Source organism: Amycolatopsis sp. lyj-108 (assembly GCF_046549005.1).
Taxonomy (GTDB): domain Bacteria; phylum Actinomycetota; class Actinomycetes; order Mycobacteriales; family Pseudonocardiaceae; genus Amycolatopsis.
Genome location: NZ_JAJPWQ010000006.1, coordinates 530929 through 545714, shown reverse-complemented (window position 1 = coordinate 545714; position 14786 = coordinate 530929). Strand labels below are relative to the sequence as shown.

11 protein-coding genes are annotated in these 14786 nt (G+C 68.9%); 10 read left to right on the top strand and 1 reads right to left on the bottom strand.

The annotated features are described in order from the left end of the window. Nucleotides 1-357: 357 nt before the first annotated feature. Nucleotides 358-4332, bottom strand: coding sequence for a type VII secretion protein EccCa (eccCa, locus tag ACLJO0_RS24570; RefSeq protein WP_410580705.1), 3975 nt, complete (start codon nt 4330-4332; stop codon nt 358-360). A gap of 122 nt (nt 4333-4454) precedes the next feature. Between eccCa and eccD the strand changes: the two genes are divergently transcribed. The 10 genes from eccD (at nt 4455) to ACLJO0_RS24520 (ending at nt 14419) form a co-directional block, all read left to right on the top strand. Further along, entirely contained in the window at nt 4455-5828 is a 1374-nt protein-coding gene (gene eccD, locus ACLJO0_RS24565; RefSeq protein WP_410580704.1) for a type VII secretion integral membrane protein EccD, read from the top strand. A 2-nt stretch (nt 5829-5830) separates the two neighbouring features. Beyond that, entirely contained in the window at nt 5831-7237 is a 1407-nt protein-coding gene (eccB, locus tag ACLJO0_RS24560; RefSeq protein ID WP_410580703.1) for a type VII secretion protein EccB, read from the top strand. A 123-nt stretch (nt 7238-7360) separates the two neighbouring features. Then, nucleotides 7361-7699 carry a WXG100 family type VII secretion target gene (locus ACLJO0_RS24555; RefSeq protein WP_410580702.1) on the top strand — a complete coding sequence of 113 codons (339 nt, stop codon included), beginning with the start codon at nt 7361-7363 and terminating at the stop codon, nt 7697-7699. A gap of 33 nt (nt 7700-7732) precedes the next feature. Then, a complete protein-coding gene (locus ACLJO0_RS24550; RefSeq protein ID WP_410580701.1) occupies nt 7733-8032 on the top strand; it encodes a WXG100 family type VII secretion target in 300 nt (99 codons plus the stop codon). 33 nt (nt 8033-8065) lie between these two features. Beyond that, on the top strand, nt 8066-8506 hold the full coding sequence (locus ACLJO0_RS24545; protein WP_410580700.1) for a hypothetical protein: 441 nt from the start codon (nt 8066-8068) through the stop codon (nt 8504-8506). 6 nt (nt 8507-8512) lie between these two features. After that, nucleotides 8513-10603, top strand: coding sequence for a hypothetical protein (locus ACLJO0_RS24540; protein ID WP_410580699.1), 2091 nt, complete (start codon nt 8513-8515; stop codon nt 10601-10603). Then, nucleotides 10542-10952 (top strand): YbaB/EbfC family nucleoid-associated protein, encoded by a 411-nt coding sequence (locus ACLJO0_RS24535; protein WP_410580698.1) that lies wholly within the window; start codon nt 10542-10544, stop codon nt 10950-10952. Before ACLJO0_RS24540 ends, ACLJO0_RS24535 begins: the two co-directional genes overlap by 62 nt. Before the next feature lie 6 nt (nt 10953-10958). Beyond that, entirely contained in the window at nt 10959-12923 is a 1965-nt protein-coding gene (locus ACLJO0_RS24530; RefSeq protein WP_410580697.1) for a hypothetical protein, read from the top strand. A gap of 9 nt (nt 12924-12932) precedes the next feature. Then, nucleotides 12933-13250: a hypothetical protein gene (locus ACLJO0_RS24525; RefSeq protein ID WP_410580696.1), complete on the top strand. Its 318-nt coding sequence runs from the start codon at nt 12933-12935 to the stop codon at nt 13248-13250. A 65-nt stretch (nt 13251-13315) separates the two neighbouring features. Next, entirely contained in the window at nt 13316-14419 is a 1104-nt protein-coding gene (locus ACLJO0_RS24520; RefSeq protein WP_410580695.1) for a hypothetical protein, read from the top strand. Nucleotides 14420-14786 lie beyond the last annotated feature (367 nt).

Sequence of the window (14786 nt, the reverse complement as noted above, 5' to 3'; positions counted from 1 at the left end):
GACCCTCTCCTGAAACCGTGCAAACCGCCTGAAACGGCTTTGAGGATGGTCAAGAGTGGGCTGATCCTGACCGGGTGTGGCGAGGTCGCGACGATGGAGGAATCGGGACGTTGAGTGTCCCGATTCCTCCATCGTCGATCTCGGCAACGTGGATGTCGAGGTGGATGAGTGGGGAAGATTCCGGCCGTTGAACGTCCGGAATCTTCCCCGGCCGAGGTCTGCCGAGGGATTGAGGCTCGTCCTGAAAAAGGCGGAGCCCCGGACCTTCGAGAGGTCCGGGGCTCCGCGGCGGCCGGGCAAGCCGCCGGGAAGCCCTTCCGCCGCTGATGGGGGGCGGCGGCGGAAGGGCGGGTCCGGTCACTTCGCGACGAGCGCCGCCTCGTGGGCCGAGAGGGCGGTCTGCACGATGGTCGTGCCGCGCCGCGTCGCATACTGCGCGCGGCCGGGGACCAGGACGCGCGGCCGCACCTCGCCGAACACGATGCCTTCCGAAAGCGGGCACGAGAGCAGCATCATCGGGGTGTTGACCTCGGTGAGCCGCCGCAGCAGCGGATCGTTCGCCCCGCGCCCGATCCCGTTCGCGCCCCGGGCCACGATCAGGTGCAGGCCCAGCGCGTTGCCCTGCGCCAGCGGGTCGAACAGTTGCTGGAAAAGGGAATTCGACGACGACGCCACCATGTCGTAGTCGTCGATGAGGACGAACACCTGCGGACCGGTCCACCAGTCGCGCAGCCGCAGGCGCGCCGGCGTGATGTCCGGGCCGGGCATCCGGGTCTGGACCGCCCGCGCGACACCGTCGATCATGTCGTGCACCGAATCCCCGGAAACCGCGTAGCCCAGCTGGTATTCCTTGGGCACGGCGTCGTACAGGCCGCGGCGATAGTCGACGGTGATGATCCGGGCTTCCTGCGGCGTGTACCGCTTGGTGATGCCGTCGATCACCAGCCGCAGCAGATTCGTCTTCCCGGATTCCACGTCGCCGACGACCATCAGGTGCGGGTTGTCCTCGAAGTCGTGCCACAGCGGCTCGAGACGCTGGTCGTCGAGGCCGAGCGCGAGACGCATGTCCGCGTCCGGGTCGGGGAGTTCGGCCCGGTCCAGTACCGGCGGCAGCATCCGCACCGGCGGGGCGGACGGGCCGGGCCAGGCAGCGACGATCCGGTCCACCAGGGTCTCGACATGTTCGGCGACGTCGCGTTCCACCCCGTCGATCGACGGAAGCGCTGTGAGGAAGTGCAGTTCCTTGTCGGTGAGGCCGCGGCCGGGAATCTTCGGCACGGTCGCCGCCGCGCGCATGTTGATCACCGAATCGACCGGGTCGCCGAGCCGGAGTTCGAGCTGGGTGCCGACCAGGTCGCGGACGGCGCTGATGATCTCGCTCCACCGGCTCGACGCCATCATCAGGTGGATGCCGTAGTTGAGGCCGCGTGAGGCCAGCTCGACGAAGGTCGGCAGCAGATCCATGAAGTCCTGCCGGATCGTGGACCAGCCGTCCACCACCAGGAAGACGTCGCCGTGCCGCTGGTCGGCGAATTCCCCGGCCGCCCGTTTGCGCCGGTAGGTGGCCATCGAGTCGATGTCGTTGTCGGTGAAGAACCGCTCCCGGCGGGTGAGCAGCGCGGTGACCTCGCCGATGGTGCGATGGATGCGTTCGACGTCGAGCCTGCCGGTCACGCCGCCGACGTGCGGCAGTTTCCGCAGGCTGGTCAGCGTTCCGCCGCCGAAGTCGAGACAGTAGAACTGGACCTCGGCCGGGGTGTGGGTGAGCGCGAGCGCGGTGATGAGGGTCCGCAGGGCCGTGCTCTTGCCGCTCTGCGGGCCGCCGACGACCGCGACGTGTCCGTCCGCGCCCGACAGGTCGACGAGCAGCGGATCCCTTGCCTGCTCGAACGGCCGGTCGATCAGTCCGATCGGGACGGTCAGCGCCCCGCGGCCGGGCCATTCGAGCGCGGTGAGCCCCTGCCCGTCGGTCTTCACCAGCGGCGGTAGCAGTTCACCGAGGGAACTGGGCGCGTCCAGCGGCGGCAACCAGACCTGGTGGGCGGGCGGGCCTGCGTCACGGAGCCGGTCGACGGCCAGTTCCAGCAGGCTCGGCACCGAACCTTCCGGCTCGGGTTCGGCGATCACCGGCTCCGGTTCGGGCACCGGTTCGGCGCGGGCGGCGAACCTCGAGGTGAACGGCACGATCTGCTGCGCCACCACCGCCTGTTCGACGTTCCGGCGGACCACCCGGTGCGGACCGGACACATAGGCCGCCTTGAACCGGTCCAGCGCGGCGGTGCCGCTCTTGAGGAACCCGTTCCCCGGATCGGAGGGCAGCTGATAGGCGTCCGGCACCCCGAGCACGCCGCGGCTTTCCATCGCCGAGAAGGTGCGCAGGCCGATCCGGTAGGACAGATGCGATTCCAGCTGGTGGATCCGGCTTTCGTCGAGCCGCTGGGAGGCGAGCAGCAGATGGACGCCCAGCGAGCGGCCGAGCCGTCCGATCATGATGAACAGGTCCATGAAGTCGCGATGCGCCGAAAGCAGTTCGCTGAACTCGTCCACCACCAGGAACAACGTCGGCAGCGGATCGAGCGGGGTCCCGTTCGCCCGCGCCCGTTCGTAGTCCAGCGCGGAGCTGTAGTTCCCCGCTTTGCGCAGAAGTTCCTGACGTCGCACCAGTTCACCGTTGAGCGCCTCGCGCATCCGGCCGACCAGCGCGGCCTCGTCGGCGAGGTTCGTGATCACCGCCGAGGTGTGCGGCAGCCCGTCGAGGCCGAGGAACGTCGCGCCACCCTTGAAGTCCACCAGGACGAAGTTCAGGATCTCCGACGAGTGCGTGAGCGCCAGCGCGAGCACGAGGGTGCGCAGCAGCTCCGATTTACCGGAACCGGTCGCCCCGATCAGCATGCCGTGCGGGCCCATTCCGGCCTGGGCGGACTCCTTGATGTCGAGGTCGACCTTCTGGCCCGCCGGGCCGATACCGAGCGGCACGCGAAGCCTGCCGCCCGGCCGTTTCGCCGCCCAGCCCGCGGCGACGTCGTAGGTCTGGATGTCGTTGATGCCCAGCATGGCCGTCAGGTCGAAGTTCACGGCCATCGGTTCGGCCGACTTCCGGCGCGCGCCGACCCGGTACGGCGCGAGCCGCGTCGCCAGCGCCGTCGCCGTGTTGAGGCCGATCCCGTCCGGGCGGCCGAGGTCACCGGCGACCTCCTTGTTGTGCTGGTCGACCGTGATCAGCTTCAGCGTCCCGTCCTCGAGCCGGAGCCGCAGGGTCAGCGGATCGTCCTGAATGGACAGTGCCGAGGAGAGGTCGACGAGGGTGGTGTTGCGGTAACCCTCACCGGCGAGCCGGGAGGTCGGGGGCAGGGTGACCCCGTCCACGAACAGCATCACGCAGGGCTCGTGGAGGTCGGGAAGGGCGTCCGGATCGAACCCGGGCCGGACGGCGAATTCGTCCCCCATCGCGGTCTCCAGCTCCGCGACGGACTCCACCACCAGGCGGGCTTCCCCGGCCCCGTCGGTCTCACTGGGATGAAGGTTGTGCGGCAGCCATTTCACCCATTCCCAGGCCGCCCGGCGTTCCGGTGCGGTGAGCACGACGATCCGCAGTTCCGCGGGCGAGTGGAAGACCGCGATATGCGCGATCATCGACCTGGCGAGCGCCCGGATCCGTTCACCCTCCTCGTCGGCGGCCTGCACCAGGATCCGGGCGAACGACGGCAGGAACACCGCCACCGGCTGATCGGGCACCGTGCCGTAGGCGTGGATGAACCGGCGCAGCGCGTGCGCGGACAGCGGTTCGAGGTCGTCGACAGGCTTGGTGGACAACGGGTTCAGCCGCCACGCGAGGCGTTGCGGGCCCCGTGCGACACGGATCTCGCCGAAGTCGTCGTCCTGTGCGTCCCGCTCCCACATCCGGGTCGTGCCGGGCAACGACCACAGCGAGGTCGGGTCGGGGTGCCGCCAGGCCAGTGCCTGTCGCTGGCTGGTCACCACTTCCCGGACCTTGCGCCTCGATTGGGCCAGGTAGCGCAGGTAATCGCGCCTGGCGTCGTTGAGTTTCTGTTTGCGTTCGCCCGCGCTGCGGCCGAGCTGGCCGACCAGCATGGCCATCGACGACACCGTCATCAGCCCGGCGGCCAGGTAGCTGAACGCGCCGTTCTCACCCGGCCGGACGAACAGCAGCACCGTCGCCGTCGACGACAGCGCCATCGGCAGGTACATCATCACCGCGCCGGCGCTGCGCTGGACTTCGGGCAGCGTGGGCGGTTCCTGGATACTCAGCTCGCCTTCGGGCATTTCCGGTCCTGGCCGTCGCGGCCCCTTGCGGAATGTGATTACACTCAAGCCCGGATTCCTTCCCTCTCGGACGCGCTGTGGTGGCGGCTCCACTAGAGGTGACGAAATCCGACCACGCGACGGTTCACTCACGATTCCGCGCGTCGGTCGCCCGATCGAAGGCGTGTGCCATGGCGACCACTTCAGGGCTGTGCAAGCTCCGTGTCCGTGCTCCGGCGACCAGTTTCGCACTGGCCGTCCCGGTGGACATCCCGTTGATCGAGCTGATGCCGACGATCCTCGGCCACGCCGGGCTGGATCTGGCGGAGGAGGGGGTGGACCACGACGGCTGGATCCTCCAACGGCTCGGCGATCCACCGCTGGACCAGGAGTCCACTGTCGACGTTCTCAAGCTGCGCGACGGTGAGACCCTGCACCTGCGGCCGCGGCGGGAACAACTGCCCGCGGTCCATTTCGACGACATCATCGACGGCCTGTCCACCGAGGCCCGCGCGCGGCCGGATTCGTGGAGCGCACCGGCCACCCGGTGGACGATGCTCGGCGGTGTGCTGGCCACGGTGGCGCTCGCGTTCTGGTCGCTGGTGACCGCGCCCCCGGCCTGGCCGGTGTTGCTGTCCGCCGGAGTGGCGGCGTTCTTCCTGCTGGTATGCGCCGCGACGGCCGCCCGGGCGCTGGGTGACAGTCCTGCGGCGCTGGCCTTGGCGCTGGCGGCGGTCCCGTTCGTCGGCCTGGCCGGTTCGCTCGTCCCGCACGGTCCCGAGGGCCCGGTGCTGACCGGCGCGCGGCTGCTGGCCGCCTGTGTCGCGGGTGCGGGAGCCGCCGCGCTCGGGATGGCGGCGGTGGCGGGTTTCGCGCCGGTGTTCGTCTCGGTCGCGACGTTCGGGCTGCTGTGCGCGACCGGTGGCCTGGTGCTGATGCTCGGTGGCGGATCCGCGGCCGCTTCGGCGACGATCATCGCGGTGATCGCCGTCCTGCTCGGCGCCTTCGTGCCGAGGATCGCCTTCCGGCTGTCCGGGCTGCGGCTGCCGGGCCTGCCGACCACGGCCCGGGAACTGCAAGAGGAACTCGACCCGCATCCCGGCGACGAGGTCGTCGGCAAGGGCCTGATCGCGGACGCCTTCGTGACCGCGTTGTTCGCGGCGATCGGGTTCGCCTGCCTGGTCACGCTCGAATTCGTGGTCCGCGACCGGTCGTGGCAGGCCGTCACGTTCTCCGCGCTCCTGAGCCTGTTGCTGCTGGTGCACGGTCGTGCGCTGGGCAGCGTCTGGCAGCGGCTTTCGGTGATCGTTCCCGGCGTGTACGGCGTGTTGCGCCTGCTGTCGGCGACACAACCGGATGCGGCGACCCCGCTGCCGATGGTGGCGGGTTTGTTCGCGCTGGCCGCGCTGGTGCTGGTGGCACGCTGGACCTTGCCAGGGCGCCGGATGCTGCCGCAGTGGGGGAGGCTCGCGGACCTCGCGGAGACCCTCGCCGCGGTTTCGCTGCTGCCGCTCGCGTTGTGGCTGATCGGCGTGTTCGCGTTCGTCCGCGGTTTCGGGGGCTGAGGATGAACGCCAAAACCGATCAGGTCCAGGCACACCGGTTCATGCTGGGCCGGTTGACCTCGGCGCTGCTGCGGGTCGATCCCGACGCGCCGGAGAGCCCGTTGCACCGGACCTACCGCGGCAGCGTGATCGGCGTGCTGATCACCGTCCTCGTCTGCCTCGGCCTGCTGGTGTTCGGGCTGATCTCGCCCGGCGGGAACAAGTCCTGGCGGGTGGAGGGCGCGCTCGTCGTGGCCGACTCGTCGGGAGCGCGGTTCCTCTACGCGGGCGGAAAGCTGTTGCCGGTGCTGAACTTCGCCTCGGCGAAACTGGTCGCCGGGAAGCAACTCACGGTCAAGCACGTGTCCGAGGCTTCGCTGAAAGGCGTCCCGCGTGGCGAACCGCTGGGGATCATCGGCGCGCCGGACTCGCTGCCCGTGCTCGCCGGTGATCCGTGGGAGGTGTGCACGTCCGTGGACCGCGATCAGGCCGGGCCTGCCGCTTTACGCGTCGGCGGCGCGACCGCGGCCCCGCTCGGTGACGAAGCGGCGGTCGTCGCGGTCGCCCCGGACGGGACGACGTTCTTGCTGTGGAGGGGGAAACGGCACCGGGTGGCGACCGATCGCGGCGCGCTCGACGCGGTGGACGGGGTGCTCCAGCCGGTCAAGGTCCCGGTGTCGTTGCTGGACGCGCTGCCCGCCGGGCCGGATTTCGCGCCGCCCGTCATCGACGGGCTCGGCGGTGCCGGACCGGCGCTCGGCGGAACGGAATCGCGGATCGGCAGGCTCTACACCGTCTCCGGGGAATCCGCGCAGCGTTACGTGCTGACGAAGGCGGGCCTCACGCCACTGTCCGAATTGGACACCAGGCTGCTGACCGCCGATCCGGAGGTCCGCCGGGCCGCGTACGGCGGCGGGGACGTCGCGGTGGCCCCGTTGCCAGGACGGGTGGCCAGCGAGCGGCTGGCTTCGGTCGAGCAGCCGCCGCCCGCGAAACCGCCGAAGGCCACGACACTCCACAGTGGTCAGGGACTGTGTGCTCTCGTCACCCCGGACGGCGACGCGCCGCGAACCCAGGTGGCGGTGACCGACAGGTTCACCCCGGCCGGACAGGTCCCGGCGGGCAGTCCCGGTATCGCGGCACCCTGCTCGCGGGTCGACCGGATCGCGGTGCGGCCCGGCGCGGGCGCCCTCGTACGAGCCTCGGCGACGTCGGGGCGGGCCGGTGACGCTCTCTTCCTGGTGACCGACACCGGGGTGAAGTACCCGGTCCCGGCCGAAGGCGCGAAGGCACTCGGCTTCGAGGCGGCCACCTCGAACGGGTTGCCCACCACGTTGCTGAACCTCCTGCCGACCGGGCCGTCACTGGATCCGGCGACCTTGCGTGACGGCGGGACGGTCCTGCCCGCGGCGACGGCCTGCGGTTCCTGACCGGAGGAATCCGCGCCGTCGACTTCTGCCGGTCGTTCCGCATGGTCTGCCGGTGCCGGACTTGGTGTCCTTGCTGTGGACCGGTGAAAGTCCGCGAGACCGCGAGGAAGGACGAGCGAGAAGATGAACATGCAGTTCCAGAAGACCGACACGGGGATGAAGGGCGGTATCACCGCCATCGAGGACTGCGAGTCCGCGTGCAAGAACATCCACTCGGGAGTGACCTCGGTCCGCAGCGACCTGAGGGCGGGCTGGCAGGGCGCGGCGTCCCAGACCTTCCTCAACCAGCTCGAAATGTGGGAGCAGGACTACCTCCAGGTGCAGAAGATGCTCACGGAGATCAAGAACATGGTCAACGAAAGCGACAAGACCATGAACACCAACGAAGACGACGTCAACCTGACCGCGGTGACGGCGTTCGGCGGCAACGAGGGCAACCGCATCTTCGACGCGCTGGCCTGAGGACTTCTTCCCCGATTTCGAAAGGAAACGATCATGAGCGTCCCCTATGACGGTTTCGCGGTCAGCGGCAACGTTCCGCACCTCGCCGAGCGGATGGTCGGGCTGAGCAAGCAGATCGACGCCGCACTGGTGGACCTGGAACAGGCCATCAAGCCGATGACCAGCAGCTGGATCGGTCAGGGTGCCACGGCCTACGAGGACCTGCAGCGTCGCTGGCACGCCACGACCAAGGCGATGGAAGGCCGGTTCACCAAGGGGCACCAGACGCTGGCCCTGTCCTTCGAGAACTACCAGCGCACCGACCAGAACATCGGGGCGAAGTTCCAGATCTGATTCCGGGCTGCTTTCGGGGAAGGGAGTAGGGACGTGGCGGACAAGCCGGACAGCGGCGACATCAAGATCACGGTGAGCTTTCTGCGGGATTTCCAGAGCAAGGTGCTGCAGAAGATGGTCGACGAGCTGGAGACCGATCCGCACGTCGCGGAACTGGCTCTGACCGTGGGCAGCGCCAAAGGGCAACGACGGCTGCTGGCCGGTTCCGAGGCGTGGGAGCCCGCCAGGCTGCTGATCGAGAAGTACGAGAAACCCACCACGGGCACCGGCCCGTCGCTGCACGCGCAGGTCGACGCGATCAAGAACCAGCTCGTCACGTTGAACGACCGCATCATCCAAGTGGTGGGGATCGCGATGAACGGCGAGGACGAGAACATCAAGCTGTCGACCGAACTGAACATGAGTCAGCTCGGGGAGATCCTCGCGACCGCTCCCGCCCCCACTCCCGCCCCCGGCGGCGGCACGGGAACCTGATCCGCGATGACTTCCACCGAGCCCAAGGTGGGGAAGACGCCTTGGGAAGAAGCTCTCAAGATCTTCGTCGTTCCCGACGCGCCGGACACCCACGTACCGGACCGCGAGACCATCACCGGGATCCAGTGGCTCAAATGGGACGTCTACGCCAAAAGCCGCGGCCTCCCCGACCCCAAAGGCTGGGACTTCTTCGCCTCCACCGAGACCTGGTGGATGGAGTACTGGGCGGTGGGCAGCGCGAACTACGAGGCGTTCACGCCGGTGATGACCAAGTTCTACGGCAACATGGACGACATCCTCGAGTCCATGCAGGGCTACTACAACACCAATCCGGTGGCGCAGCCGTGGACGTTCACCAGGGCCTTCGACGCGTTGAACGGCACGAAGTCCCTGCTCACCCGGCAAGCCGGGGACCTGACCGTCTGGAAGGACAAGGTCGGGAAGAAGGGCGACGACTTCCAGGGGACCGGCGCCGGTGCGTTCCGGGACGTCCTGGACGGCCTGATCTTCAAGAGCAACGACCTGGTCAGGCAGCTGGGTGCCCGGCCGGACGCGCTCAAGGACGCGTTGGGACACAAGGACGATCCCGCGACCACCGCGAACGAGGGCAAGAGCGGACTCGAGTGGGCCTTCGCGAAGCTTCAGGAAGCCCACGCGAGGTGGATGTCCTCCGAGGTGTTCACCAGAGACACCGGCGTGTTCGGCCCGCTGAGCCTGCCGGGTAGCCAGCTGGCCTGGCCGGGCGGCTGCCTGTCGGCGATCTGGACCTCTGCGAAGTTCAAGGAAGATCTGAGCAAGGCCAAGGACGACGACTGGAGCGGGACCGGCGGCGAGCGTTACCCCAGGAGCACCCTCCTCGGCGCGGACGCCAGGAACCCCGCCTTCTGGAACGGAATCGCTTCCGCGGCGCAGAAACTGTGGATCGACCACATCGTGAACGTCCTGGATCCCGCCGCCACCACGGTTTTGACGAGCCTCCCGACGAGCTACAACGCCGCGAAGCTGCTTCTGCCACAGATCAGGGAACCGAGGCGGCTCAACCTCCACAAGGCACCGCCGAAGCCCCCTCCCGGATCGCAGGGGCCGCCCCCGCCGCCTCCTCCGCCCGGGTCGGGTGGTGGCCCCAAACCGCCACCCGGTTCGAAGGCGCCGCCGAAGATTCCGGATCCCACCAAGGACACCAAGGGTTCTCAGGGCGACAAGGACAAGAAGGGACCCAACGGCGGGCCTCCGCCGCCACCCCCGCCGGGTCCGTCGAAGGGCGGCCCCAAACCGCCACCGGCCCCGCCGAAACCCGACGAGCCGCTCAAGGTGCCGTCCGGTTCGTCCGTCGGCACGGACGGCGTCGTACTCGGTCCGGACAAGAAGCCGCTGCTCGACCCGCTCGGACGGCAGATCGTCGTGCCGCCGGGCTCCCGGGTCGGGCCCAACGGCGAGATCATCGGGCCGAAGGGCGACAAACTCGCGGAGAAGGACCGGCTGGCGCGGGCGGAGCCGGTCAAGAAGGACGAGTCACAGCAGTCGGATCTGGACCGGTACCTGAAGTCCTTGCGCGGCGGCAATGCCCCGTCGATGCCGACGTTGCTCGGATCCCCGGCGCTGTCGACATCCTCCGGTGGCGCGCCGACTCTCCACAGTGGACCGTCAGTGCCGAGTACGAGCGTGGGGTCGATCGGTACGCCGGGTGGCCTCGGTGCCACGGGCGGGCACGAGACGCCCGCGCCGCCGGTGAAACCGGTGACGACCGAGGGCGGCCCGTCACTGATCAAGAACCAGCAGGGCACCGGGGCCCAGCAGCCCGGCATGGGCGGCGTCCCGTTCTATCCGCCGATGGCGGGTGGTGCCGGTGCCGGGGCGGGTGGTGGCGACCAGAACAAGGGCGAACGCGACCGGACCACCTGGCTGACCGAGGACGAGGAGACCTGGGGCACCGATCCGAAGCTGCCGCCTTCGGTACTCGGCGGTCGCAGGCGAAGAGGCAGGACGGCGGGCCGGGGTGCCGGCGGCTCACGCGACTACGGACAGGGAGGAAACGATGGCCGACTGGCTGGAGGAACAACTTCACCAGACCATGGTCACGCTCAGGGATCAGCGTGACCGGATCGAGGCGGCGAAAGCCGATCTCGCGTCCCGGACCACCTCGGCGACCTCGCCGGACCGGATGGTCACGGTGACCATGGACGCGCAGAACTCCGTGGTGGGACTCAAGTTCAACACCACGAAGTACCGCTCCATGCCGCCGGAGCAACTCGCCAGGACGCTGCTCGACGTGCTGGACCGCGCCCGCCGGGAGATGGCGGACACCGTCGTGGAGGTCTTCGGCCCGCTCATGGACCAGCGCGACGACCTCCGTGCCGCCATGACGGGCGGCACCGATGTCGACAAGGCGTTCTCGGCTCTGTGGAAAGAGGCGCCTTCGGACGTCTTCGGCAGGGGAAGGGACTGATCCCCGGTGGCGCTGGGTGGGCCGGACACGACGAAATGGGTGTGGGAAGAAGCGCTCAACATCTTCACCCGCGATTCCGAGGTTCCCGTGGTGCCGCCGCGGTCGACCGTCCTCGGTGTGCCGTGGTTGTCGTGGCGCGTTTACACCCATCTTCGTGGCCCCAGCAACAAGGTGCCGACGAATCTGATCCACGCGGAAGGCATGACGTTCTTCACGTCCTGGTACGCCGTCGCCGACCCGAGCAAGGAACTGGAGACCGCGGCCGGGACCTACTTCTCCACCGGGAACAAAGTCGTCGACTCCCTGCGGGACGAAACGAACCCGGTCGGGAAACACTCCACCTTCGAACGAGCGTCGACCACCGTGGGCGGGGTGGCGAACTGGCTGACCGCGCAGGTCGCCCCGCTGGAAACCTGGCGGGACAAGACCGGCCACCGCGGCGACGCCTTCCAGGGCACCGGTGCGGGTGCGTTCTGGACCGTGCTGGACGGGCTCGCCGGTAAATGCCGTGGCCTCGTCGCCCAGCTGACCAAGGACCTCACGACCTGGGAAGTGCTCCACCTGGCGAGCGGCTTGCTGAAGCGGGCCGGAGAAATGCTCGACGAGGGACGCGCGCGGTGGCAGGGCGGCGAAAGCTTCACCTATGACACCGGCCTGGGGTTCGCGGTCACCGCGCCCGGATCGGCGCTGTACACGCCGAGCGGCGTGGTACGCGCGATCTGGCAGTCGCCCGAGCTGGCGGCGGATTTCGCCAGTCATCCGCCCCCCAAGTACACCAGGGAGGCGGACGGCTGGCCGAAAAGCACCTACCTTGGCGGAGTTCTGGACGAAGGCAACACCGCTCCGCGCGAGAAGCTGGAGTTCGCCGCGCAACGGGTCTGGCAAGAGCACCTGAAGGTCGCGGATGCCAACGGTGCGGCGGTGGCCTGGTTGCTCGACCTGACCTATCGCCAGTCCCTTCCGTACTTGCCGATGCTCCGGACGCCTGTCCAGCTGAATCTCTCGGGAGGCTCCGGCGGCACCGAGGACGGCGGACCGGGGACCGGAGGCGATGGCGCCGGCCCCGGTGGAGGGGACGGATCGACCGGAGACGGCGGCCCCGGTCCTAACTCGTCATCGCCACCGCCACCCCCGGTCACCCACGTCGGTGTCAACGGTCCCGGCGGGCGGTTCCCGCCGCCGATCACCCGCGTAGGTACGCCGAACAACTTCCTGAAGGTGCCCACCGGTTCGTACGTCGGACGGGACGGCACCGTCATCGGACCCGACGGCAAACCCGTACTGGGGTCCGACGGCAGGCCGATCATCGTCCCCCCGGGGTCACGGGTGAACGGCAACGGCGAGATCCTCGGGCCGAGGGGCACCGGGAACCTGGAGCAGAAAGACCGGCTGCGCAAGGCATACCCACCGCCGGGCACGACCGTCTCCGGTGCTCCCGGAGAGTCGGCGATGGAGCGGTACCTCAAATCGTTGCGGCGTAACCCACCGTCGACCCCGTCGTTGCGTGCCCCCGACACGTTCCCCATGACCATGTCGAAATTCGACCCCCAGGCGAATTTCCACAGTGGACCGGGCGCACTCGGTGGCGGCCGGATCGGGGTGTCGCCGGATCCGCCGGCCCCGTCGACCACCTCGTCGCAGGGAGGGAAGCCCGCGGCTCCGCAGACACTCGGCGGCCCCAAAGGTGCGGCGGGAACCGGAAACGGGAGCGGGGTGCCGTTCTATCCGCCCTCGATGGGCGGGGCGGGCGGCGCCGGACAGGGCAAGTCCGAACGCGACCGGACGACCTGGATCGCCGAGGACGAGGAGACCTGGGGCACCGATCCGACGGTCGCTCCGGGCGTACTCGGCAGGCGTCAACGCCGTGCCCCCGGTCCCGGCAGCACCCGGCTGAGCACGGACACCCAGCGCGACCACACTTTCGGATTCGGCGGCGGCGCCGGCCAGAACACCGGTACCACCACGGGATGAGGACGTGACATGAACGATTTCAGAGCGGACCCGCGGGCCATGGAAGCCCTCGCCGAGGCATATCGGGACATCGGCGCGAAGATGCGCACGATCAGCGAACTCGGCGGCGATCGGCGGGATCTGATCTTCGACGCCGCGGGCGACGACGAGATGGGCGAAGAGATCAAGACCAACCTCGGCGACCCGGTCACGAAGATCGAAGGCGCCTTCGTCTCGATCGGTGAAGTCGTCGCGAACCAGACCAACGTGACCAAGGGGATGGCCGCGAAACTCGCCGTGGCGGAGAGCCAGAACATCGAGAACGTCCACAGAGGACTCAAACGCTAGTGACCTTCCGGCGGCCGTGTGGACGCCGTCGGCCAACCCCAGCCAGTAAAGGAAGCGGGAACACCATGCCCTCGGACGCAGCAGAGTCCACCGGCGTCGCGGTCGCCACGGCGGAAGCGGCGGCACCCGCCGCCCCCGAAACCAAGGCGGGCACCGAAACCAAACCGTCCCCGGAAGCCAAGACGGTCGCGGCCGGTGCGGTTCCGCCGGTCGTGGACGCCGGCGCCGACGCGGGATCGCCGTCACCGAGCCGGATGTCGAAACCGGTGATCGTGGCGGCCGCGGTCGCCGGTGTCGTGCTGGTCGCCCTCCCGATGGCACTCAGCGGACTGCTCGGCGCCGCCGAACCCGGCGAGGGGCCCGGAACTGCGGGCTACTCGAAGGACCTTCCGCCGGAGGGCGGGTTCGTACCGGGGCTCGCCGCGCCGCCCGCCGACAACGGCGGTGCCCCCGTCGGTCAGCCCGGTGATCGGTTGCCTGGGCAGGCGGCCGAAGGGGTTCCAGCAGGCCGGGCGGGTGTGCCCGCCGATCCCGGAACCGCGGGGCTCCCCGGCGGTCCGCCGCCTGCCGCGGGCGGCGGACCGGCTCAGGCGCCGCAGCAGCACCAGGGCCCGCCGCCCGCCCAGCAGCCCCAGGGGCCGCCCGCTCCGGGCGCCAAGACGGTGACCTACGAGGGCATGGCCGGCCGGGGATGCGGCGGTGGCACCGGATTCACCGGCGTCGGCGCCTACAGCGACGGGAGGTCGGGCTGGGTGAATCACGGAAACGGCGGCTGTGGCACGTCTTTCGTCTCGATTCCCATGTCCGGCGACGCGAACAAGGACGACACGAGCGCGTACGGGCTGTGGACGTTCAACACCGGCCCGGTGACCACCGGTTCGTGCGCGGTCTCGGTGTTCGTCCCGAACGGTGACGTGACCGTGGCAGGCGGCAGCCCGTCGGTCTACCGCGTGTACGACCGGTTCGCGGTCGAAAAGGGAACCCCGGTCGGGACGTTCCAGGTCGACCAGATCGGCAACCGCGGCCGGTGGGTGACCGTCGGCACGTTCCGGATCAACGGCGCGAAACTGGCCGTCCAATTGCTCAACCGGGGCCGTGACTGGTCGGGTTCCACCAAGACCTACGCGCATCACGCCGCGGCGATGGTGAAGGCCAAATGCCAGGCGTGACGGCGTTCTCGTGAGTGTTAAGAACGGTTATCGGGGGTGAGGCAAAGGTGGCGTCAGTTCGGGGTGTGTGGAAATAGGGATGTTGAATGTCCCTATTTCCACACACCCCTTCCGGAACAGGTGTTCACAGGACCTGTCACGCTGGACTGTGTGGATTTCGGGACATCTGACGTCCCGAAATCCACACAGTGAGGGACGCCGTCCGCCCCACACGCACCAGCAGTCACAACAGCTGCGCGTGAAGGCCCCCTTCCTTCGGCTCAGCCGAGGAAACTCGACCTTCACACCTTGCCCAGTACATGAAGGACCCCTTCCTTGCGCCTAGCGCAAGGAAGGGGTCCTTCATGTACCTCGGGAGGGCAAGGGG

Bases quoted from the DNA above. Each gene is read 5' to 3' on its own strand.
- eccD (WP_410580704.1), top strand. From the start codon at position 4,455: ATGGCGACCACTTCAGGGCTGTGCAAGCTCCGTGTCCGTGCTCCGGCG.
- ACLJO0_RS24535 (WP_410580698.1), top strand. From the start codon at position 10,542: ATGGCCGACTGGCTGGAGGAACAACTTCACCAGACCATGGTCACGCTC.
- ACLJO0_RS24540 (WP_410580699.1), top strand. From the start codon at position 8,513: ATGACTTCCACCGAGCCCAAGGTGGGGAAGACGCCTTGGGAAGAAGCT.
- ACLJO0_RS24525 (WP_410580696.1), top strand. From the start codon at position 12,933: ATGAACGATTTCAGAGCGGACCCGCGGGCCATGGAAGCCCTCGCCGAG.
- eccB (WP_410580703.1), top strand. From the start codon at position 5,831: ATGAACGCCAAAACCGATCAGGTCCAGGCACACCGGTTCATGCTGGGC.
- ACLJO0_RS24550 (WP_410580701.1), top strand. From the start codon at position 7,733: ATGAGCGTCCCCTATGACGGTTTCGCGGTCAGCGGCAACGTTCCGCAC.
- ACLJO0_RS24555 (WP_410580702.1), top strand. From the start codon at position 7,361: ATGAACATGCAGTTCCAGAAGACCGACACGGGGATGAAGGGCGGTATC.
- ACLJO0_RS24520 (WP_410580695.1), top strand. From the start codon at position 13,316: ATGCCCTCGGACGCAGCAGAGTCCACCGGCGTCGCGGTCGCCACGGCG.